A 21859-nucleotide genomic window follows, 5' to 3' on the forward strand; every position below is an offset into this window, starting at 1 on the left:
TTTCTCTAAATTAAGCTCTTGTAATTACCCTACAATATTAACAATTTTACCGGGCACTACAATTACCTTTTTAGGTTCACGACCTTGTAACTGTTGCTGTGTTTTTTCATTTGCCATTACCGCTGCTTCTATTTCATCTTTAGATAAGTCTAGCGAAAGCTCTAAGGTAAATTTCATTTTACCATTAAACGAAATAGGATACTCCTTACTACTCTCTACCAAATACTTTTCTTCAAACTTCGGAAAGGCTGCAGTGGCTATAGATTCTTTATGACCCAATTTACTCCAAAGCTCTTCTGCAATATGTGGTGCGTAAGGCGAAACTAAAATAGCCAACGGCTCTAGTACTTTTCTACTGTAACATTTTTGCGAAGAAAGCTCATTAACACAGATCATAAATGTAGATACCGATGTATTGAAACTAAAGTTCTCTATATCTTCTTCTACCTTTTTAATAGTCTTATGTAATGTTTTCCACGATTCTTTTGAAGGCTCTTCTTCGCTTACCAAAAATGAAGCATTTTCACCGGTGTGAAATTGTCTCCATAATTTCTTCAAGAAAGAATGTGTACCGGTAATACCAGCCGTATTCCAAGGTTTTGACTGCTCTAACGGACCTAAGAACATTTCATACAAACGCAAACTATCGGCACCGTACTCCTCACAAATAGCATCAGGATTAACAACGTTGTATTTGGATTTGGACATTTTTTCGACTTCGCGAGAAACCTTAATCTTTCCTTTTTTATTAGTTATTGGAGCCTTAATATCATCCTCTCTTAACCATGAACAATAACTCTCAAAATCCAATTCATCTTGGAGGTTGATACATTCCAAAGAACTACGATTAGAATAAGTTAAGAACGAAATTTTATTAATTTCAAAATTGTTATCTATAAACTCAGACAAATCAATTTCATGGTCGCCTAATATTTCATTTAAATTATATTTAGGACCCTCGATCGCATCATATACTTTTTTACCTTCAATTAAATCATAAGAAATAACTACATTTCCGAGTAAGGATTCAAATATTTGATCAAACAAGGAATCCTTTTCCCTCATCTCATCTTCGTTGAGACCATCTTCATAAGTATAATATCCAGTATCTTGAATTTTATACACAAAAGCACTAGTCCCCGTAATCATACCCTGATTAATAAGCTTTTTAGCAAACTCATCTTTAGGCACCAAACCTTTATCGAACATGAATTTTTGCCAGAAACGAGAATACAACAAATGCCCTGTTGCGTGCTCGCTACCACCTATATATAAATCTACATCTTGCCAGTAGTTAATAGCCTTTTGTGAAAATATTTCTTCGCTATTATGCGGATCCATATATCTGTTGAAGTACTGAGAACTACCCGCCCAACCTGGCATAGTATTCAACTCAAGAGGCCACACCGTGGCATTGTTTATCTCACTGTTATCTACAACTTTATTTGCTACAGTATCCCATGCCCAAACCTCAGCATTACCCAATGGTGGTTCACCGGTTTCAGTAGGTAAATATTTCTCAACCTCTGGCAACTTAATTGGTAAATGTTCTGGAGAAATCATCTGCGGCATTCCGTCTACATAATATACCGGGAAAGGTTCTCCCCAATATCTTTGACGACTAAAAACAGCATCACGCAATCTATAGTTTATTTTTCCTTCGCCATGCCCTATTTTCTCCAACTCATAGATAGCCAATTTCATAGCTTTCTTATACGGCAATCCGTTCAAGAAATCAGAATTTGCAATAACAGTCTTCTCCTTATCAGCAAAAGCTTCTTCAGAAATATCTACACCTTCAAATATGTTAGGGATATCGATATTGAAATGTTTTGCAAAATCATAATCGCGCTGATCTCCGCATGGAACGGACATTACAGCTCCTGTACCATAACCTGCCAATACGTAATCACCGATCCAGATAGGAATAGGTTCTTTTGTAAATGGATGCTCAGCATATGCACCTGTAAAAGCACCTGAAATGGTTTTTACATCTGCCATACGATCACGCTCGCTACGTTTTGCCGTTGCCTCAATATAAGCGTCAACTTCTGCTTTTTGTTCTGCTGTGGTAATTTCTGAAACCAATTCATGCTCTGGCGCCAATGTCATAAATGATACTCCGAAAATAGTATCAGGACGAGTTGTGAAAACCTCTATTTTTTCATCATGTCCCTTCACATTAAAAACAGCTGAAGCTCCTTGAGAACGACCTATCCAATTCGTTTGCGAATCTTTTAATGGCTGAGGCCAATCGATTTTTGCCAAACCATCTAATAAACGTTGTGCGTATGCAGAAATACGCATGCTCCACTGGGTCATTTTTTTACGAACCACCGGGTGACCACCACGTTCTGATACTCCGTTTACTATTTCGTCATTTGCCAATACCGTGCCTAGTGCAGGGCACCAGTTTACCTCAGTATCCGCCAAATTCGTTAATCTATATTGTAATAGTATTTCTTGTTTTTTAACATCAGAAAAAGCTTTCCACTCATCCGCAGAAAATGATGTAATATCATCATCACAAACAGCATTTATGTTGGCATTACCTTCTGCCTCGAATACAGAAATCAACGTTTCTATATCTTCTGCCTTATCAGCATCTTTATTATACCAAGAATTGAAAATTTGAATGAATATCCACTGCGTCCATTTATAATACTCGGGACTAGAAGTTCGTACCTCTCTACTCCAATCAAAAGAAAAACCTAGTTGATCTAATTGCCTTCTGTAGGTCTTAATATTTGCTGCCGTAGTAACTGCAGGGTGCTGTCCCGTTTGTATTGCGTACTGCTCTGCTGGTAAACCAAAAGAATCATAGCCTTGCGGATGCAATACATTAAACCCTTTATGCCTTTTGTAACGCGCATAAATATCACTTGCAATATAGCCTAACGGATGCCCTACATGCAGCCCCGCACCAGACGGATAAGGAAACATATCCAGCACATAGAACTTTTCTTTTTCAGAATCGTTCTCTGCTTTAAAAGTTTGATGTTCTGCCCAGTATTTTTGCCATTTGGCTTCAATTTCGTTGAAATTGTATTGCATGATCTTTACTTCTTTTCTGTAAGTCGCAAAAATAGGTCGAATCAATGAGAGTTAAAAAGATATTGATGATTAACAGTTTTACTTTCTAAAAGTATTCCAATGCAATCTATTATCTAAATTTGGTATCTTAGAATCGTGAAATTAAAGCACCCAAAAAAAATATTCTTTTTTACAATAGCATTTTGTTTTCTTTCAGTGGAAATACAAGCTCAACTTGGTTTTTGTGGTGGTAATTCTGGCGATCCAATTTTTACAGAAGATTTTGGCTCAGGTACCACCGACGGACCCGCATTACCAGCTGGCACAACCACTTATAATTTTACTACCGGCACACCGGCCGATGGTGATTACACTATTTCTAGCACCACCAATTATTACGACTGGCTTTCTATTCAAGACCACACACCAGGCGATAGCAACGGTAAGTCTTTTATTGTAAATGCTAGTTTTACAGCAGGCGAATTTTATCAACGACAAGTAACAGGCTTATGCGAGAATACTACCTATGAGTTTTCATCATGGCTCATAAACCTACAAAGATCAGGCAGTTGCGAAGGCAATAGCATACCCGTAAATGTTCGTTTTCAAATATGGGACGAAACGGACACCAATATGCTTGCACAAGGTGATACAGGGAGCATAACAGCTATCGGCACTATCGAATGGAAACAATACGCTTTGGTTTTTAAAACCGAACCAGGGCAAACATCTGTTATTTTAAAAATGAGAAACAATAGTAACGGTGGTTGTGGTAATGACCTTGCCATAGATGATATTTTGTTTAGATCCTGTGGCGATAATGTCACCGTGGCAACACCAGCGAATGAGGCAAGATTAACCGTTTGCGAAGATCAAGGCGGTGTATCAAGAACATTGACCGCAACACCAGATTCTTCTGTTTTTAATAGTCACGTTTACCAATGGCAGCAAAGTACAGACCAGCAAATATGGACAGATATCCCCGGTGAGAATAGTGCTTCTTTAAATACATCGGCAGTTACTGCCACCACTTATTTTAGAACAAAAATTGCAGAAGATATTGTCAATGTCAATAACGATTTATGTAATGTAGTATCTGATGTTTTCGAAATTACCGTTCTACCTATTCCCGCTGCACCTGTAAGTAACGGAGTTGTAACCATTTGTGAAGGCGAACTAGGTACTTTATCGGTCAATACGCAAAATTTATATTCCATTAATTGGTACGATGCCGCTACTGGCGGTAATTTAGTTTTATCTGATAATCGAAACTTAGAAACTGGCATTGCTGGCACCTATTATGCAGAAGCAAACTCCACAGAAATTGAATGCGCATCTACTACTAGAACTGCCGTTACTTTAACCGTTAATCCGTTACCCCAAATACCAGATGACTTAAGCACGTTTTTATGCGAAGATTCTTCTACCACGCTAGATGCAGAAGTTGAAAATGTCACGTATCGATGGTCTACTGGTGAGACCACCCAACTAATAGACGTTACTGAACCTGGCGATTACGATGTCATTATTACCAATACAAATGGATGCTCTGCTACTCGCAATTTTACTGTCGAACAAATAGATTTACCACAAATTGATAAAATAGTATCTGACGGACCGTCAATAGTAGTTTCGACTTCAAACAACGGAAATTTTGAATATTCTTTAGACGGAATTTCATTTCAGCCTAGCCCCGTTTTTGATGCCGTAGCAGGCGGATTCTACACTATTTACGTTCAAAATAACACAGATTGCGGTGTAGTAACCCAAGATTTTTATCACCTAGTCATTCAAAAATTCTTTACTCCGAACGGAGATAATGTTAACGATACGTTCGAACCTGACGGATTAGAGGTTTTTAATACTGTTACCATTTCAATTTTTGACCGGTACGGAAAGCTCTTAAAATTCGCTAATACAAATTCCACTTCTTGGGATGGCACTTTTCAAGGCGAACGATTACCAAATGATGATTATTGGTATCTTATTACCGCTGATTCTGTACAATTTAAGGGACACTTCAGTTTAAAACGTTAAGGCTTGATTATTTTAAGTCCCATTTAACAATACTTTGCTATTTTTACTGCACTTTTAAGTACTATGGCGAACTCCTTCGAAAATTATCAAAGACGCAAACTCATCTCCTCCTATTTTTCTGTGGTGCTAAGTATTGCATTGGTCTTATTCCTATTAGGCATTTTAGGATTACTGGTTTTAAATACCAAAAAAATGGCAGATCGTTCTAAAGAACAAATCACCATTTCTGTCTTCTTAAAAGAAAATACCAAAGAAATTGAAGTTGAGCAGCTTCAAAAGACATTAGCAATGTCTGAATACACAAAATCTTCTACATACGTATCTAAAGAAGAAGCGGCGAAACAGCACAGTGCTGATATAGGTGAAGATTTTGTTGATTATTTAGGATACAATCCGCTTAAAAATTCCATCGACGTAAAACTAAACGCCGATTTTGTTACTGCTGAAAAAGTTGAAGAGATTGCAGACACCCTTTCAGAAAAAAGTTTTGTCGATGAAGTTAGTTATGACAAGGTATTGGTAAGTATGGTCGCCAAAAGTGTTGAACAAATTGGTTTCTGGATTTTAATAGCCAGCGCTATTTTTACTTTTATTGCTGTATTATTGATTAACAGTTCTATCAGATTATCGATCTATTCTAAAAGATTTATCATCAAAACCATGCAAATGGTTGGGGCAACAAAGACCTTTATCAGAAGACCATTTATATGGCAAAATATTAAACTTGGCATGATCGGTGCTGCCATTGCCTTATTGGCTATTGGTGGTGTCGTATACTATGTAAACACTAATTTTCAAGATTTAGGCTTATTCGATGAACCTTATATTTTAGTCATTTTATTTGTTAGTGTTTTTCTATTGGGCATACTTATTTCGTTCATTAGCACCTATTTTGCGACTCAACGCTTCTTAAACCTTAGAACGGACGAATTATATTATTAAATTTGCGGCATGAGTAAAAACAACAAAGTGGAACAGCACACTAAACAAGAATTTATTTTTCAGAAGAAAAATTATATGTTCATGTTCATTGGTCTTGCCTGTATTGCAATAGGTTTTATTTTAATGAGCGGTGGTGGTAGCGATGACCCCAACGTATTTAACCCTGAAATTTATAATTTTAGAAGAATAAGACTAGCACCAACTTTAGTGCTTATTGGCTTAGGTATAGAAATTTATGCCATTTTATTGAACCCACACAAAAAGAAAGATTAATTGGATACTTTAGACGCTATTATACTCGGCATTATTCAAGGATTAACCGAGTTTCTACCCGTTTCTTCAAGTGGGCATTTAGAATTGGGCAAAGCCATTTTAGGAGACAACTCTGTACAAGAAGAAAGTTTATTATTTACAGTAGTACTTCACTTTGCTACCGCATTAAGCACCATTGTTGTTTTTAGAAAAGATATATGGGAAATTTTAAGTGGCTTGTTTCAGTTTAAATGGAACGAAGAAAGTCAGTTTTCTGCCAAAATTATCATCTCTATGCTACCTGCTGTATTTGTAGGTTTATTTTTTGAAGAACAATTAGAAGCTTTTTTTGGTGGTAATATTCGTTTTGTTGGCTTTATGCTGATTATTACGGCAGTACTTTTATATTTCGCCGACAAAGCCAAGGATACTGAAAAAAAAGTGAGTTTTAAAAATGCTTTTATAGTTGGTATCTCTCAAGCAATTGCAATGCTACCTGGTATTTCTCGTAGTGGAGCTACCATTTCTACTTCTGTTCTTTTAGGTGTAGACAAATCAAAAGCTGCTCGCTTTTCTTTCTTAATGGTTGTACCGTTAATTTTTGGTAAAATTGTCAAGGATTTGATGAGCGGAGATTTAACTTTTGACGGAGAAAATAATGTAGCCATGGGGGCAGGTTTTATTGCTGCCTTTGTTGCCGGTCTTGCTGCTTGTACTTGGATGATTAAACTGGTTCGCAGAAGCAAGCTATCCTATTTTGCCATATATTGTCTTATAGTAGGATTGATTGCCGTTATATACGGATTCACTAATCCGTAGAACTCCTTTAAACACCCTAATTCATGAAAGATTTGACCCAAGAAGACTATTTAAACGGTCAAGTAATATTGATTGACAAACCATTAGAATGGTCCTCTTTTCAGGCGGTCAATAAATTGAAATGGGCAATTAGAAAAAAGTTCAGTTTAAAAAAATTTAAAATTGGTCACGCAGGCACTTTAGATCCCTTAGCAACGGGACTACTTATTATTTGCACCGGAAAATTCACTAAGAAAATTACCGAATACCAAGGACAAGAAAAAGAATATACCGGTGTGTTTACCTTAGGTAGCACCACTGCTTCTTACGATCTTGAAACAGAAGTAAACGAAACTTTTGCAACAGATCATATTACACCTGATCTTTTAAATACCACTACCCAACAATTTATTGGTGACATCGATCAGGCACCACCTGTTTTCTCTGCATTAAAGCAAGATGGTAAGCGACTTTATGAATTGGCTCGCGAAGGAAAAACAGTTGACATACCAAAGCGAAAAGTAAATGTAAGTGCTTTTGAAATTACTGATATCGATGGCTTGAATATTCACTTTAGAATCGCTTGTAGTAAAGGAACCTATATAAGATCTATTGCACATGATTTTGGGAAAGCACTAAATTCTGGCGCACATTTAACAGCACTTAGAAGAACCAAAATAGGTGATTTTAACGTAGATATTGCTCAAGACCCTTTGGTCTTTGCCGATATTTTACTGGGATTCGAAAACAATAGCTAACAAACAATTGATTGCCTTTTGTCGATTACTTAAAATATTTTGGTATTATTAAGGTTATATAACCATGAATCTAAACCGAAAACAACTATCATTACTTGCCACTATATTTAGCTTGTCTATTGTAGTGTTGGTGCTGTATGGTATTCAGTTTGGAGGTCAAGAAGAATCTCATGAAGATTATGTTGTTGAAATGGTCATGGATCCTGAAGTTTTAGAAGAAATTTTAAAAGAAGAGGAATTACAAGAAGACCAAGCGAACACAGATCCTATAAAAAGTCATTTAGCCTTTAACGAAACAGCAAAGCCTAGTTATGGTAACCCAGAACCGTTACAAACTTTAGAAGAGTTAATGGAGGAGCGCAGTGAGATGAGCGATGGCGATCCTACCGAGAGTCTAATTTCTGACTCAGGTTATTCTGAGAGAGTAAAAGCATTAGCTAAAAAGCGAGAAGAGAAAAAACAACTTTTAGGCGAAAAGGAAGCACAAAAGAAAGAGTTTACGAATAACCTTGCAGCTAGAAGAACTTCAGTTTCCTATTCTTTAGTAGACAGAAACAATTACAAATTACCCCCACCAATATACACTTGCATAGAAGGTGGTAAAGTCGTAATTAATATTGAGGTGAATGCTTTAGGTTATGTTACCGAAGCTGATTATAACGAAAAAAGTTCTGGCACCTCTAACGGCTGTCTTGTTGAAAATGCGATTAATTACGCTCTAAAAGCAAGATTTAATTCATCAGATAAAGAGTCTCAAAAAGGTACTATAACCTATTTATTTCAAGGGAAATAAACTAGCACAAGAAATACGCCAATTATTCTTAAAAGTATCTACTGACGTTCTAAGCCCAATTTTGAACCTTTTTTACTCAATTGTCTAGCAATAGTAGTAAGTCTTCTAAGATACTTTGACCCTTATCTTTATTGTAAAACCCTTGTAAATCTTGCTTAAACTCTGGTGTTAACAAGCCATGTGCTGTTTTATAATCTTCTACAAGCTTTGTTGCTTTTATTGATCTAGGACCCCAAGTGGCTACTACAGTGTCATCCTTCTTATCAATCGCGATTAATTTAGGTATCGACATGCCACCGTTGGTTAAAAACTGATTCATAATATCTAAATTCTCATCACGAAGAATAATAGACAACGATATATTCGGATTAATTTTAGTGATTTTGTTCATTACCGGTAAGGCAGGTGAAGCATCGCCACACCAACTTTCTGATATTACTACCCATAAAATTTTTTGATTGACAGATTTTATCTTAGTTACAGCCTCGTCACTAAATTTCAACGTTTTATCCCATCGGCGCATTCGGCTGTTGTTAAGCTGAGTATACTGCGATAAAGCTTCTGATTGTTCAGGACCGGTGGATTCGTTTTTTTCTGCAAGTTCAGAAACCAACGCCCTGTATGCTTCATAGCTATAACTATGCTCTAATCCCTTTTTAATCAAATCTTCAACAACTAATTCCATCAAGCTTACTTTTTAATTATACACTCTAAGCGAACCCATTAGTAGTACTAAATTTAAATTGCTTACAAATTCTCTGGGTTTACCGCTAAACTGTTGAATAACTTCGCTTTTGCGGTAAAGAATTTATTCTCAACTTGATTTTGTTTTAAAACGGCATCTATCAACTTGGTTTCTCTAGAATTAATTAAGAATAGTGAACTTTCGCCAAAGCTAAACTTTCGTTCTTCGGCTGCCAATAGCGCTTCATAACTTGTTACAATATCAGCTATTAATACATTCTGATTTTCAAAAGAATCTAACTCGTTATAGATGGCTGTTATTTTGTTCAGAATCTGAACCTCAGCATTATCAAACTCGAATTGCGCATCTCTTAATTTCAATTTTGCCAATTTCAAATCTCCTCTTTCCTTTCTAAGAAATAGTGGAAGTTCAAAATTCAATCCGCCTTTATAATTTTGAGTTTCAAATGAATTCAAGTACTCTGGCTGATCAGTTATAAACTTATATTCCACATCTATTCTAGGCAAAAGTTTATTCGTTTTTAAACGTTTATCTACCACTAAACCATCAATTTTATAGCCTAATGATTTTAACTTTGGATGATTCTCTAACACGAAACTATCTAAAGGTTTACCTAAAATCTCAAGAGCTTGGTCTATTTCTGTATCTAATGAAGTTTCCGGTATAACGTTCGGCTGTAATTCCATCGGTATATTTTCACCCATCCACAGGTAATTAGAAAGTTCTAATCTTGCATTTTGTAAAACCACATTAGCCTGCTCCATTTCTAAAGCTCTATTCTGCACCGAAATTTTTGCTTCTACTGTATCAATAGCTGCAATTTCACCCGCTTGTGCACTACGGCTAACACCCTTTAACCTTACTTTAGCGTTCAATAAAAAATCATTGAACACCAAACTATTACGGTATGCCTGTAACCAATCGAAATAAGCCAAAGAGGCATCGAACAAAATCTGATTGACCAATAAATCTCTATCTGCTTTTGACTGCTCTCTAAAAAACTTTGCTTTTTTTACGGTAGCCATTCGCTCGTTTATCCAAGAACCACGACCTAGAGATAGTGCTACTCCGGCACTATACAGTCCGTCATCAGGTACATTTCTTTCGGCATTTAAATATTCGCCCGAGTACTGCTCAAACTCTCCTTTTAATTCTATACCGTACCACGTAGGTACCTTAAAAGTGGAATTCAACAGATCGTAATATTCGGTGCCTTTAAACTCTTTGGTTGAATAATCAACAGATATTTTAGGATCAAACCCCCCACGTGCTTTCATGAGATTTGCCTGACCTACACTCACCACCATCTCTGCCTGCTTAGCAATAGGATGATACTTTTTTACATATCCCAAATATTCCTTAAAGTTTAAGGGTATAGTATCTACCATTTGTGCATTGGCAAAAAACCCAAAAACTAGATAGAAAAGGAAAACGATTCTTCTCATTATTATTTTTTTATGGGTTTATCTTGTGCGCCTTCTGGTTGATAATAGTTAGCCGGGAAGCCGTTTAATTGTCGCCATAGTTCGTACCAAATAGGCACATCTTCTAACAAAGCAATTGTATTTGCACCAGAACCTACGCGCAAGGCATTTGGCCATGGTTGATCTTCTTTATCTGGCGATAGCAACACCCTATATTTACCATTAGGGTTTATAAAAGTTTCAATGGCCACTACCTTACCTGCATACGTACCGTAAGATGCGTTTGGCCAACCACTGAATACAATTGCAGGCCAACCGTCGAACTGAATTCGTACCGATTCGTCTAAATGAATTAGCGGTAGATCTATAGGGTCTACAAACGTCTCTACAGCCATATCATAATCTGCCGGCATAATACCTACTAAAGGCGTACCTTCTTTAAATGTCTCACCGATACCTGCTGTAAGCACTTTATTGATATACCCGTTTTGCGGTGCTCTAATGTAGCGTAATGCATTTCGCATTTGATAATTGGTATAATCGTTCTCTAATTTACTTACCTGCGCCTCAGAATCGAATTGGTTCGACATCGCCGTAAACTTATCGCTCTGCGCTTTTGAAATTTTATCGGTATACGAGGCTTGTACACTATTAATCTCTACTTCGGCATTTATGATCTCATTTTTAGCAGCCAACAGCTTATTCTCTTGAGAAAGTAATTTTGCCTGTGTTTCTTGTAGCTTTAATCGCTTTTCTTCAACATCTGTTACCGCCTTTAAACCTTCACTTTGTAATTGAACTGTACGCTCATATTGCCGCTCTGCAATTTGAATATTGGTCTTAGCAGCCTCAAAGTCTATACTATCACTTTGTGCTTTTAATTTCGATTGTAATAATTTATTCTTGGCCTGCTCTAATTTTAATCTTCTTTCCTTAATAAGTGCCCCAACTTGATTATCTAATGACTTTACTTTATCGCCATAAGAGGTAACAGATGAACTTTTAGACTTTAATTGTTCTCCTGTTCTTTCTACTAAATCTGGATCGAAATATTCTGATTTTACTTCTGATATAAAAAGAATAGTATCTCCCTTTTTTACGTAATCGCCTTCTTGCACATACCACTCTTCTATTCTACCCGGAATTTGAGACTGAATGGTTTGCGGTCTTTGACCAGGAGTTAACGTCGTTAGAAAGCCTCTGGCATTTATTGTTTGTGTCCATGGCAAAAACAACACAATTACACCTACTACCGCAAAAGCGAATAGAAATCTATTGAAGTGCCTATAGTATTTTTTATGGTCTACTTTTTGAACGGATTTAAAACGCTCAATTGAAACTCTCTCGTTTAGTTTATTATGAGATATGTTAAGCATTTTTTCCTGAAATTTCGTTAATAATTTTTCCTTTATCCATAGTAATTATACGCGAACATTTGTTGATCCACTTGTCATTTTCACTTACAACAAGCAATGCCCAACCATTTGCGGGGTCGCTTAAAAAGCTTAAAATTCGATCAGCTTCTTCAATATTGAACTGATCTAATGGATCTTTTAGAATCAATAATTTTGGTTTACGAACGATACTTCTTGCCAGTACAATCTTTTTGGATACTGTATACGGAATCTGTTTACCCTCTGGGTAGAGTATTGTGTTAAGACCGTCTGGTTGTTTCTTTACAAAATCTGTCAAACCTACTTTATCAAGCGCCCAATAGACCTGCTCACTTGTGGTCTCTTTATCACCAAATGTGATGTTATTTAGAATAGTACCCTCAAAAGGTGATTCTTCTGGTAATGACTGACCAAGATGAGAGCGGTAGTAATTTAAATTCATCCCTTTTAAAGAAACTCCGTTTACATATACCCCACCACTATCTGGTTCTAGAATGCCCGCTATTATACGCAACAACGTATTTTTACCAGAACCGCTATTGCCTCTCAGTAAAATGGTACACGTTGGCGAAATGGTTAAACTTAGGTTTTTAATTATATCTCGATTTTGCTGCGGTACACTATAAGAAATATCGCTCAGCTCAATAGTAAAAGCTTGGTTCTCTAAAAATGGCTTTTCTCCTTCTTGTGGCTCTAATTCTTTATCTACCACCTGCCCCATTTTTTCTAGAGATGTCAATAGATCGTAAAAAGTTTCCAAACCAAGAATCAACTTTTCTACAGAACTAATCACCAAAAGAATAATAATCTCTGCTGCAACAAATTGACCAATATTCATTTCTTGATTCAATACCAATAAACCACCGATCAACAATAGACCACCGGTTACCAGAACCTTAAAACCGATCATTTGTATAAATTGTATCACTATCACCTTAAAATGACTTTCTCTTGCATTTAAATACTCTACTACCAGCGTATCATTTTTATCTAATGCATGAGAAGTTTTACCCGAAAGTTTAAAACTAACTATTGAACGGGCAATTTCTTGCAACCAGTGCGCTACTTTATACTTACTCTTAGATTCATCTAAACTAGTATCAAAACCTCTTTGTGCCGTAAACTTGAATACGATATAGATCAATAGCATTAGTAACAGACCATACACGATAAAAAACGGATGATAAAATGACAATAACAATAAACCGAAAACGATTTGTAATAACGCCGCCGGAAAATCTATTAACACCTTTGACAATGACTTTTGTATGGTCAACGTATCAAAAAATCGATTCGCTAATTCTGGCGGATAGTAGTTATGCAATTCACTCATTTTTATCTTCGGAAAACGATACGCGAATTCAAATGAGGCCCTGGTAAATATTTTTTGCTGAACATTTTCAATAATTCGTATTTGCATTAATTGAAGTATACCCACAAAGGCCACACCTACAGTTACCCCTACTACCAAAACAATCCAAGAGGTGCTTATTTGCGCACCTTGCATAAGGTTAATAATAGCCTGTATACCTAATGGTAAAGAAAGGTTTACAACACCAGCGAATATGGCATAATAAAATACCTGAAACACATCTTTTTTATCAAGCTTTAAAAGACCAAGAAAGCGTTGCCAAGCGGTTAGTATATTTTTATTCATCTATTTTCTGATTTAATGTATTAAATACAAGATGCGTCAAAAACTGTGTCGGCGTCACCTGGTTATTACAATCTGTTAGTGATGGAAAATGTTCTTTTAAAAAATGCTGATGTAAACCGTTTTCAAGAATAGTACTTGCTAAACTAGTAGGGTATTGATAGTCTGCATCTACTAGTGATATCATCTCACCTAATCGACCTACCAATCTCTTATAAATACTATAAAAGCCTTCTTTATTCTCGGTATCTACCTCTTTTGTCGTGTACGATTTTGAATATTCGTTAATGACAATCTTATTCAATAGCACTTCGTTAATGTGTGAAAATGATGAATCTTCTTTTATCTCTCTAGTTATTATAAGTATAGATTTCAACAACTTCTCTTTAGGGTTGCTAATACTGTTGGTCGCGAATACTAGTTGATACTCCATCCACCCCCAATACCATGATGTTAGATACAACAACAACTTGTGCTTATTTTCAAAATAACGATAAATAGAACTTTCGTTCGATTTTATTTGTACTCCTAATTTTTTAAAAGTAAAGTTTTCAAAACCGATTTCATTAATCATCTGAATACTTATTTCAATGATTTTCTTACCAAGCTCTGAGGATTCTGGATCTTTCAAATAAAGTTTTTCATTTATTCTTATTTGTACCCCTTGTAACAACCTATCCATAAATTTCTCTTTAATTCAATTGCAAATATAATAGTAATACTATTATATTTTAATAGTTTAACATATATTTTTGACAGCAATACGTATATTTGGAATATTATGTTATCTCAATGAACAAGAACAATAGAGATTATTAGTTGTAATAACGCTTTAACAAATGCATCTAACCCTTAAAAAATATCATTATGATCTTAGGCTATATCATTGTTAAGAAAAAGAAGCAGGCAAAAGAAATAGCTCAACTACTTTTAGCACAAAACCTAATCTACAGCGCCAGTATATCAACCAAAAAAGTATTCAGTAAGAATTTAAATACTGGAGAAATTGATTATGAAAAACAAACGATAATCGAAGGTAAAACGAAGGCGTTGCTTTTTAGTACTATAAATGAAATTCTAAGAGTTACGTATAGAAAAAACATGCCTTTATTTTATGCTGTACCAATTATTTATATGGATGAGGAACAAACACAGAGACTAAGAAACCAAACAGCTAAAGTTTAATATCTTTCTATCCAATCAAAATTTTCTTTTATGACTTGGTCTTTCTCTGACTTTATATATTCTAAAAATGCCAGTGCGGTAGGTGATAGTTTTTTAGATTTAAGCCAAATAATATTCCACTTTGTAAGTATCGGCAAGCCTTTGATCGGAACTATTTGAACTTCATTATTTATAAGTTCATTTTTTAACCCTATAATCGGCATAATAGAAAAACCTAAACCCGCAATTACCGCTTGCTTAACAGCTTCGTTAGAGGTAAGCTCAATTTTTTTTCGAACTTCAAATTTATTTTCAATTATAAAATTTTCCATAGCCCCTCTAGTGGCAGAACCTGTCTCTCTATAGAGTAATGCAGACTCTTCAAAAATCTTCTTCTTAGATAGTTTTTTATTCGCTAATCCGTTTTTACCGGCAATTAAATATAACTTGTTCTGCATGAGCTCTACCCTATCAACATTTAATTTCTTTGGCAAAACAGATACCATTGCAAAATCTACGGTATTCAATTCTAAACTTTCAATCACTTGAGCCTTATTGGTTACATCTATGATTAGATCAACACCTTTATTCTGGTGCGAGAAATTAGATAGTAAATATGGCATTACGTACTTACCTGTAGAGACTACAGAAAATTTCAATTTACCCACCAGCTCACCTTTATAGGCCAGCGTTTTATAATTGATTGCGTCTACCTCATTCAGAATTTTTTTGGCAGCGACTGCTATTTCTTTCCCAAAATCAGTGACATACAACTTTCTACCTACGACCTCAGTAAGCGGAATTGAAAATTGATCTTGAAAATTTTTTAACTGAATAGATACTGCAGGTTGCGTAAGATGCAACTCTTCAGAAGCTTTTGTAATACTCTGATTTTCAGATATTTTTAAGAATATCTTTAACTGATGTAATGTATAATTCATAAATTATTTTTATGTATAGCATAATAAATATAAATTAAATTTTATGAATTAAAAATATAAGATTTGCAACCGTAATAAAATATATAAACTAAAATTATGAAAGTAGAAGTAAACAATCCGGTAAGTACCACAAGTACTAAACAGAAAATTCAACTTGTAGATGGTGTCTTTACAGTTTCTGAAGCAAATGACATTATACAAAACCTGATCAATGAAAAAATAAATTTTCACAAATTACAGCGCCTTACGCTTTGCGAAGGATTTTCTGGATCGAATACGAAATACCCGGATGGCAGAATTAATCAACTAGAAAAAGATAAACTGATTTCAAAAGAATTTTTTAAAGATAAATACAATAAAAATGTATCGATTAAAATTAACGGGGTCTTAGAAATCTCTATAAACGAATAAACAAATTGGGACTTTAAAAAAAATGATATGTATAAAAAAGCAAACCTTTCTAGAATAGTCACGTTTTTAATGATGGCGCTATTAATACTTGCATCTTACACAAACAATGGTCTCTTTTTAAATCAATTATTAATTTCATGTGGCATCATATCTTTAATCATGTTTATTAATACTAGAGCTACCGACAAATAATTAATAGTAATTCAACTCATCTATTAAACGGAAAAAAGGGAGTTTTCAGTTATCACATATTTTACATCAAACTCCCTTAAACCTGCCTTACTAAATAAAATATTTATGGATTTACATTTACTGTTAGATAACCTGACCAACCCCGCTCTGCTCTTTTTCTTTTTAGGTGTTATTGCAGTTCAATTAAAAAGTGACTTAGAAATTCCGCCAAATTCATCAAAATTTATTTCTCTTTATTTAATGTTCTCCATTGGTTTTAAGGGTGGCTTAGAACTTTCGCATAGCGCTTTAGATATAGAAATTTTATGGTCTTTATTATTCGGTGTTTTTTTAGCCCTGTTCGTACCTATATACACTTATTTTATCTTAAGAAGAAAATTTAGTGTAGCCAACTCAGGTGCCATAGCGGCGTCATACGGTTCTGTAAGCGCAGTAACCTTTGTCACCGCAGTTTCATTTCTTGAGATGGAGCAAATAGAATTCGGTGGCCACATGGTCGCTGTTATGGCATTAATGGAAGCTCCATCAATTATTATCGGGGTGCTACTTATGTCTTATTTCCAAAAAAATAAAGAAAATAAAATCTCTCTGCCCAATGTCGTAAGACACTCGCTAACCAACGGAAGCGTAATATTAATTATTGGAAGTTTAATTATAGGTTTTTTAGCAAGTGATCAACATGCCAGAGGCATAGAACCTTTTACCACAGATATTTTTAAAGGCTTTTTAGCTGTTTTCCTGCTAGATATGGGTATAACGAGTGGTAAAAAATTAGCTGATTTTATTAAGAAAGGATGGTTCGCATTTCTTTTCGCGATAATTATACCGTTAATAAATGGTAGCATCGTGGCAGTTGCTAGTTCAACCTTTACCGAAAGTATTGGAAATCGTTTTTTGTTTGCCATTTTAGCGGCAAGTGCGTCTTATATAGCAGTACCAGCAGCAATGCGCTTAGCGGCCCCTAAAGCAAACCCAAGTTTATATCTACCCATGGCACTGGCAATTACTTTTCCATTTAACATAACTATAGGCATGCCCTTATATTTAGCTATTGTTAATTGGTTTTAATTTGACCACAAGCCATTATATAGTACTTTTAATCTATGGATAAAAATAGATGTGGCTGGTGCAAAGGTGATACGCTATACGAGGCTTATCATGACCATGAATGGGGAGTTCCCGTAAAAGATGACGAGCTTTTGTTTGAGTTTCTGGTTTTAGAAACATTTCAAGCTGGTTTAAGCTGGATTACCATTTTAAAAAGACGAGAGAATTTTCGAGTTGCTTTTGATCATTTTGATTATCAAAAAATTGCAATTTATCCTGAATCCAAAATTCTTGGCCTATTACAGGATGAAGGTATTATTAGAAACAAATTAAAAGTTCGCGCAACGGTAACCAACGCTCAGGCATACTTAAATATTCAAAAAGAGTTTGGGTCTTTTAGCAGCTACATTTGGGCATTTGTTGATAATGAACCTATTATAAACAAGGTAATACATTATAAAGAAGCTCCTGCAAATACACCAATCTCTGATGCAATCAGTAAAGACTTAAAAAAACGCGGATTCAAATTCGTTGGCAGTACCATCATATATGCATTTATGCAAGCTACCGGCATGGTAAATGATCATCAATTAGACTGTTTTAGATACCACCAAGTATAAACTTATAGACATAACTACTATGAATGCTATTCCATCAAAAATATTTGCTGTCATTTTTCTTTTTTGTTTTCAAATTTGTCAAGCTCAATATAAATATGAAAGGGAGTTTCGAATTTTGAAATCTCAATTTCCGGCAAAGGCCATCGCAACCATCAATAAGAATTTAAAAGATTTTAAACGGATTAAATTCTACAAAGAAACCGATAGCACCAAAATTAGTTTTGAAGCTAAATTGAAAAAAGATAAGCTTTGGTATAGTATAGAATTTGATGAAGACGGGGCATTAGAAGATATTGAAATTTTAATAAAAACAACCGATATACCCAATGACACTTATGCAAACATGGAAAAATATTTGAACAAAAATTTCACTAAATACCGTATTAAAAGACTACAACAGCAATATACTTCAAAAAATGAGTCGTTAGAAGTAACTTTTAAAAGCGCCTTTCAAAATCTTATTTTACCTACTAACAACTACGAAATAGTTATAGTCGGTAAAAAAGACAAAGGGTATTTAGATTATGAAATTCAGTTCGATGCTGACGGAAATTTTAAGAAAATAAGAACTTCTCTTCCTCCAAATTATGATCACGTACTTTACTAGGGGTCATTTTATTTTAATAGTATGCCTATTTTTAGGTTCGTTCTACGCCATATCGCAAGGCAATACAACGGGTTATTGGGAGCCCGATGTTGCCATAAATTACGAAGTAACACCACTTCTTAAACAGAACTTTTCTTTATCGAATAGAAATTACATTTATCGTAATCAAAAATCTGAATTAACGATTAGGCAAATAGAAATTGCCCATTTTTCCTCTTTAACAATTGACCCCTATAAAAGTATTGGACTAGGTGTTCAATACCGCTTTAGAGAAGCCTTTGAAGAGGATAAGGAAAATGAACTTAGACTAACCCAACAGTTCAATACTATTAAAAAAACGAACAGTGCCCGATTTGGTAATCGGTTTAGAATAGAACAACGTATTCAACCCTCTACTCTTGTACATCGTTTTAGATATCGTTTTGCGGTAGATATTCCTCTAAAAGGATTAAAAATAGATATTGGCGAACCTTATTTAGTTGCCACAACAGAATCTTTATTAAGTGTGGGCAAAAGTATAAAACCCATGTACGACCAAAGAATTACATCTCATATTGGCTGGTCAATTTCAGAACATTTAAAAACCCAATTAGGCGTGCAGTTTAGAATGGAGAATTATACCGAAAACACCGAACATGTTTTCTTTTTGCTGAATAGCTTCGTTATATCACTGTAAAAATTTTACGAACTCTTGTCTAGAAATTTCTTGTGCCCCCAAACTCTCTAGATGATCGGTATGCAATTGGCAATCTATAATGTGATATTCTTTGGCCTTTAATTCTTCAGCCAATTTAATGAAAGCAAATTTTGAAGCATTAGCCGTTAAACTGAACATACTTTCTCCGCAAAAAATATAACCCAAATCTACACCATATAAACCACCTACCAAGGTATCGCCTTCCCAAACTTCATACGATTTTGCAATTCCCCTTTCATGAAGCTTTACATAGGCATTTTTCATGTCATCAGTGATCCAAGTGCCATCTTGCCCTTCTCTTGGCACAGACGAACAATACTCTAAAACTTCTTTGAAACACGTGTTTTTAGTTAATCGAAATTGATTGCTTCGAATAACTTTCTTCATGCTTTTTGAAATTTTGATATGACCTGGGTAGAGTATCATTCTAGGATCAGGACTCCACCATAAAATAATAGAATCATTATCGAACCACGGAAAAATTCCACTTTGGTACGCTAAAAGCAAACGTTCTGGGGATAAATCTCCACCCACTGCCAACAAGCCTTCTTCATTGGCTTCATCTACCGGAGGAAACACAAGTTCATCTGTTAAAAAATACATGACTATTTGTGGCTTTTAATTTTTTTCAAAGTAAATAAAAGGTCTTAAAACAAAAAACTTGTTTAACTATTTAAGTTAAACAAGTTTTATATTAAAGGAGCTTTATACCTTATTAAAAAGTAATATAATTCTTAGAATGGAAGATCGTCATGATCTTCTTCATTTAAATCATCCGCAGGCTCAAAAGCCTCCATTGGTGCTACCGGTGGCTTACCACCTGCAGGTGCCGCTTTCCCAGCACCTTCTATACGCCAACCTTGTATCGAGTTAAAGTATTTTACTTCACCTTGAGGGTTCGTCCATTCCCTACCTCTTAGGTTAATACTTACTTTAACATCTTGACCTATACCGTAATTATTTAATAAATCACATTTATCTTGTACAAACTCTATCATGATATGTTGTGGATATTGTTCGTCTGTAGTAACAACCAATTCTCTTTTTCTAAACCCATTAGACCCGAAGGTTTGGGTTTCGCCTATCAATTTTACTTTACCTTCTATTTCCATCTTGAACTCTTTTTACAATAGAGGTCAAAAATACATAAAATGATGCGTTAATAAAACAGCCTACCACGATAACAACACAACAATTATTCACAATTAGGGTTATCTTTAGTATTAGATAACTATTGGATGAACTTTATTCCTAAAAACAAAATTTCCAACATTTTTCTATTGATAGGCTCGTTCGTAGTTGTGAGTCTTATCTTATGGAATACCAATAGCTTTTTTAAACAATTTAAAGAGGAAGAGCGCCTAAAAATGGAGATTTGGGCTACCGCACAGTCAGAATTTCTACAATCGTCTGAAACCGTAGATTTAGGAAGCCTTCATTTAAAGGTCTTTCAAAATAACACCTCTACCCCAATGATACTTATCAACAAAGATGGGTCGATAAGGGTCAATAATTTTCCGCCGAACAAAAGCAAAGACTCCATTTTTATTCAAAGTCAACTTAAAAAATTCAAGAACGAAAACACACCTATATCCATTGATCAGCAAGGCGAGCATTTAGCTACCTTATATTATGGCAATTCTGATGTTTTAACCAAGCTGAAGTTTTATCCGATTGCGCTACTTCTTATCATTTTTCTATTTGCAGCAGTTATCTATTTCTTGTTCAAAACTAATAAAGCTTCTGAACAGAATAAATTATGGGCAGGTATGGCCAAAGAAACCGCGCACCAAATCGGCACACCGCTATCTTCTCTTTTGGGATGGAACGAGTTGTTAAAATCTGAAGCCATAAACCCTAGTATTACCAAAGAAATAGAGAAAGATATTGACCGTTTACAAACGATAACCGAACGTTTCTCTAAAATTGGTTCTCTACCTAAATTGGTAGAAAGTGATATTGTAAAAGAAACCCAAGATGCTTTCGATTACCTGAAACGAAGAAGTTCTAAACTTATTCATTTTTCGTTTAGCACCAAGGTGGATCATTTACCCGTTATGCTCAATAGTTCTTTATACAATTGGACCATAGAAAATCTGGTTAAAAACGGAATCGATGCCATGCGCGGAAAAGGTAGTATTGCCATAGAAATTGTACAAGACCACAAGTTTGTAAACATTTTAATAGCCGATACAGGACATGGTATTTCTAAAAGCAACTATAATAGTATCTTTACACCAGGCTTTACCTCTAAAAAACGAGGCTGGGGCTTAGGACTTTCTTTGGTAAAACGAATTGTGGAGGAATATCACGATGGAAAAATAAGGGTGTTATCATCTGGAAAAGAAGGAACTATAATGCAAATTTCTCTAAAAGTGTCTTACTAATT

At 35.1% G+C, this 21859-nt stretch carries 23 protein-coding genes; 14 read left to right on the forward strand and 9 right to left on the reverse strand.

Features of this window, described 5'->3' with window-relative positions:
* Positions 1-24: 24 nt before the first annotated feature.
* Positions 25-3054, reverse strand: coding sequence for a leucine--tRNA ligase (locus CLV90_RS15035; RefSeq protein ID WP_133688340.1), 3030 nt, complete (start codon positions 3052-3054; stop codon positions 25-27).
* Between the two features lie 195 nt (positions 3055-3249).
* Between CLV90_RS15035 and CLV90_RS15040 the strand changes: the two genes are divergently transcribed.
* The 6 genes from CLV90_RS15040 (at position 3250) to CLV90_RS15065 (ending at position 8613) form a co-directional block, all read left to right on the forward strand.
* Positions 3250-5070, forward strand: a complete 1821-nt coding sequence (locus CLV90_RS15040) for a T9SS type B sorting domain-containing protein (RefSeq protein WP_133688341.1) — start codon at positions 3250-3252, stop codon at positions 5068-5070.
* A 63-nt stretch (positions 5071-5133) separates the two neighbouring features.
* A complete protein-coding gene (locus CLV90_RS15045; RefSeq protein WP_133688342.1) occupies positions 5134-6012 on the forward strand; it encodes a cell division protein FtsX in 879 nt (292 codons plus the stop codon).
* A 9-nt stretch (positions 6013-6021) separates the two neighbouring features.
* On the forward strand, positions 6022-6285 hold the full coding sequence (locus tag CLV90_RS15050) for a DUF3098 domain-containing protein (RefSeq protein ID WP_133674069.1): 264 nt from the start codon (positions 6022-6024) through the stop codon (positions 6283-6285).
* Positions 6286-7083 (forward strand): undecaprenyl-diphosphate phosphatase, encoded by a 798-nt coding sequence (locus CLV90_RS15055; protein ID WP_133688343.1) that lies wholly within the window; start codon positions 6286-6288, stop codon positions 7081-7083.
* Positions 7084-7106: 23 nt separating this feature from the next.
* Positions 7107-7820 (forward strand): tRNA pseudouridine(55) synthase TruB, encoded by a 714-nt coding sequence (gene truB / locus CLV90_RS15060; RefSeq protein ID WP_133688344.1) that lies wholly within the window; start codon positions 7107-7109, stop codon positions 7818-7820.
* Positions 7821-7884: 64 nt separating this feature from the next.
* Positions 7885-8613 (forward strand): hypothetical protein, encoded by a 729-nt coding sequence (locus CLV90_RS15065; RefSeq protein WP_133688345.1) that lies wholly within the window; start codon positions 7885-7887, stop codon positions 8611-8613.
* A 76-nt stretch (positions 8614-8689) separates the two neighbouring features.
* Here the strand turns inward: CLV90_RS15065 and CLV90_RS15070 are convergent, their stop codons facing one another.
* From CLV90_RS15070 to CLV90_RS15090, 5 genes are all read right to left on the reverse strand, one after another.
* A complete protein-coding gene (locus CLV90_RS15070; RefSeq protein ID WP_133688346.1) occupies positions 8690-9298 on the reverse strand; it encodes a thioredoxin family protein in 609 nt (202 codons plus the stop codon).
* A gap of 62 nt (positions 9299-9360) precedes the next feature.
* Complete coding sequence (locus tag CLV90_RS15075; protein ID WP_133688347.1) at positions 9361-10764, reverse strand: TolC family protein; 1404 nt, start codon at positions 10762-10764, stop codon at positions 9361-9363.
* 2 nt (positions 10765-10766) lie between these two features.
* Positions 10767-12119: an HlyD family secretion protein gene (locus CLV90_RS15080; protein ID WP_133688348.1), complete on the reverse strand. Its 1353-nt coding sequence runs from the start codon at positions 12117-12119 to the stop codon at positions 10767-10769.
* Positions 12112-13794, reverse strand: a complete 1683-nt coding sequence (locus CLV90_RS15085; protein ID WP_133688349.1) for a peptidase domain-containing ABC transporter — start codon at positions 13792-13794, stop codon at positions 12112-12114. The genes CLV90_RS15080 and CLV90_RS15085 overlap by 8 nt, the downstream gene beginning before the upstream one ends.
* The gene (locus tag CLV90_RS15090; RefSeq protein WP_133688350.1) at positions 13787-14473 is read right to left on the reverse strand and encodes a TetR/AcrR family transcriptional regulator; all 687 of its coding nucleotides are present in this window, start codon (positions 14471-14473) and stop codon (positions 13787-13789) included. The genes CLV90_RS15085 and CLV90_RS15090 overlap by 8 nt, the downstream gene beginning before the upstream one ends.
* 185 nt (positions 14474-14658) lie before the next feature.
* Between CLV90_RS15090 and cutA the strand changes: the two genes are divergently transcribed.
* Entirely contained in the window at positions 14659-14976 is a 318-nt protein-coding gene (gene cutA, locus CLV90_RS15095; RefSeq protein WP_133688351.1) for a divalent cation tolerance protein CutA, read from the forward strand.
* Here the strand turns inward: cutA and CLV90_RS15100 are convergent.
* Positions 14973-15896: a LysR family transcriptional regulator gene (locus tag CLV90_RS15100; RefSeq protein ID WP_133688352.1), complete on the reverse strand. Its 924-nt coding sequence runs from the start codon at positions 15894-15896 to the stop codon at positions 14973-14975. The genes cutA and CLV90_RS15100 overlap by 4 nt on opposite strands.
* Positions 15897-15992: 96 nt before the next feature.
* Between CLV90_RS15100 and CLV90_RS15105 the strand changes: the two genes are divergently transcribed.
* The 6 genes from CLV90_RS15105 (at position 15993) to CLV90_RS15125 (ending at position 19449) form a co-directional block, all read left to right on the forward strand.
* Positions 15993-16307 (forward strand): hypothetical protein, encoded by a 315-nt coding sequence (locus tag CLV90_RS15105; protein ID WP_133688353.1) that lies wholly within the window; start codon positions 15993-15995, stop codon positions 16305-16307.
* Between the two features lie 27 nt (positions 16308-16334).
* Positions 16335-16499 carry a hypothetical protein gene (locus tag CLV90_RS19380; RefSeq protein WP_208295137.1) on the forward strand — a complete coding sequence of 55 codons (165 nt, stop codon included), beginning with the start codon at positions 16335-16337 and terminating at the stop codon, positions 16497-16499.
* A gap of 105 nt (positions 16500-16604) precedes the next feature.
* Complete coding sequence (locus CLV90_RS15110) at positions 16605-17567, forward strand: sodium-dependent bicarbonate transport family permease (protein WP_133688354.1); 963 nt, start codon at positions 16605-16607, stop codon at positions 17565-17567.
* A 35-nt stretch (positions 17568-17602) separates the two neighbouring features.
* Positions 17603-18166: a DNA-3-methyladenine glycosylase I gene (locus CLV90_RS15115; protein WP_133688355.1), complete on the forward strand. Its 564-nt coding sequence runs from the start codon at positions 17603-17605 to the stop codon at positions 18164-18166.
* A 115-nt stretch (positions 18167-18281) separates the two neighbouring features.
* Positions 18282-18773, forward strand: a complete 492-nt coding sequence (locus tag CLV90_RS15120; RefSeq protein WP_243835484.1) for a hypothetical protein — start codon at positions 18282-18284, stop codon at positions 18771-18773.
* Positions 18754-19449, forward strand: a complete 696-nt coding sequence (locus tag CLV90_RS15125) for a DUF2490 domain-containing protein (RefSeq protein WP_133688356.1) — start codon at positions 18754-18756, stop codon at positions 19447-19449. Before CLV90_RS15120 ends, CLV90_RS15125 begins: the two co-directional genes overlap by 20 nt.
* Here CLV90_RS15125 and aat read toward each other — a convergent pair.
* On the reverse strand, positions 19441-20073 hold the full coding sequence (gene aat / locus CLV90_RS15130) for a leucyl/phenylalanyl-tRNA--protein transferase (protein ID WP_133688357.1): 633 nt from the start codon (positions 20071-20073) through the stop codon (positions 19441-19443). The genes CLV90_RS15125 and aat overlap by 9 nt on opposite strands.
* Before the next feature lie 131 nt (positions 20074-20204).
* A complete protein-coding gene (locus CLV90_RS15135; protein WP_133688358.1) occupies positions 20205-20582 on the reverse strand; it encodes a DUF3127 domain-containing protein in 378 nt (125 codons plus the stop codon).
* A gap of 126 nt (positions 20583-20708) precedes the next feature.
* Here CLV90_RS15135 and CLV90_RS15140 point away from each other — a divergent pair, with 126 nt between their 5' ends.
* Positions 20709-21857, forward strand: coding sequence for a sensor histidine kinase (locus CLV90_RS15140; RefSeq protein WP_133688359.1), 1149 nt, complete (start codon positions 20709-20711; stop codon positions 21855-21857).
* Positions 21858-21859: the final 2 nt, after the last annotated feature.

Origin of the sequence: Maribacter spongiicola (assembly GCF_004364165.1) — a bacterium.
GTDB lineage: Bacteria > Bacteroidota > Bacteroidia > Flavobacteriales > Flavobacteriaceae > Maribacter > Maribacter spongiicola.

Excerpts from the sequence above, each read along its gene's own strand:
- CLV90_RS15035 (WP_133688340.1), bottom strand. The coding sequence starts at position 3,054 with ATGCAATACAATTTCAACGAAATTGAAGCCAAATGGCAAAAATACTGG.
- CLV90_RS19380 (WP_208295137.1), top strand. The coding sequence starts at position 16,335 with ATGTATAAAAAAGCAAACCTTTCTAGAATAGTCACGTTTTTAATGATG.
- CLV90_RS15045 (WP_133688342.1), top strand. The coding sequence starts at position 5,134 with ATGGCGAACTCCTTCGAAAATTATCAAAGACGCAAACTCATCTCCTCC.
- CLV90_RS15090 (WP_133688350.1), bottom strand. The coding sequence starts at position 14,473 with ATGGATAGGTTGTTACAAGGGGTACAAATAAGAATAAATGAAAAACTT.
- truB (WP_133688344.1), top strand. The coding sequence starts at position 7,107 with ATGAAAGATTTGACCCAAGAAGACTATTTAAACGGTCAAGTAATATTG.
- aat (WP_133688357.1), bottom strand. The coding sequence starts at position 20,073 with ATGTATTTTTTAACAGATGAACTTGTGTTTCCTCCGGTAGATGAAGCC.
- CLV90_RS15125 (WP_133688356.1), top strand. The coding sequence starts at position 18,754 with ATGATCACGTACTTTACTAGGGGTCATTTTATTTTAATAGTATGCCTA.
- CLV90_RS15080 (WP_133688348.1), bottom strand. The coding sequence starts at position 12,119 with ATGCTTAACATATCTCATAATAAACTAAACGAGAGAGTTTCAATTGAG.
- CLV90_RS15135 (WP_133688358.1), bottom strand. The coding sequence starts at position 20,582 with ATGGAAATAGAAGGTAAAGTAAAATTGATAGGCGAAACCCAAACCTTC.
- CLV90_RS15065 (WP_133688345.1), top strand. The coding sequence starts at position 7,885 with ATGAATCTAAACCGAAAACAACTATCATTACTTGCCACTATATTTAGC.
- CLV90_RS15115 (WP_133688355.1), top strand. The coding sequence starts at position 17,603 with ATGGATAAAAATAGATGTGGCTGGTGCAAAGGTGATACGCTATACGAG.
- CLV90_RS15070 (WP_133688346.1), bottom strand. The coding sequence starts at position 9,298 with ATGGAATTAGTTGTTGAAGATTTGATTAAAAAGGGATTAGAGCATAGT.
- CLV90_RS15050 (WP_133674069.1), top strand. The coding sequence starts at position 6,022 with ATGAGTAAAAACAACAAAGTGGAACAGCACACTAAACAAGAATTTATT.
- CLV90_RS15105 (WP_133688353.1), top strand. The coding sequence starts at position 15,993 with ATGAAAGTAGAAGTAAACAATCCGGTAAGTACCACAAGTACTAAACAG.
- CLV90_RS15075 (WP_133688347.1), bottom strand. The coding sequence starts at position 10,764 with ATGAGAAGAATCGTTTTCCTTTTCTATCTAGTTTTTGGGTTTTTTGCC.
- cutA (WP_133688351.1), top strand. The coding sequence starts at position 14,659 with ATGATCTTAGGCTATATCATTGTTAAGAAAAAGAAGCAGGCAAAAGAA.
- CLV90_RS15110 (WP_133688354.1), top strand. The coding sequence starts at position 16,605 with ATGGATTTACATTTACTGTTAGATAACCTGACCAACCCCGCTCTGCTC.
- CLV90_RS15085 (WP_133688349.1), bottom strand. The coding sequence starts at position 13,794 with ATGAATAAAAATATACTAACCGCTTGGCAACGCTTTCTTGGTCTTTTA.
- CLV90_RS15100 (WP_133688352.1), bottom strand. The coding sequence starts at position 15,896 with ATGAATTATACATTACATCAGTTAAAGATATTCTTAAAAATATCTGAA.
- CLV90_RS15140 (WP_133688359.1), top strand. The coding sequence starts at position 20,709 with ATGAACTTTATTCCTAAAAACAAAATTTCCAACATTTTTCTATTGATA.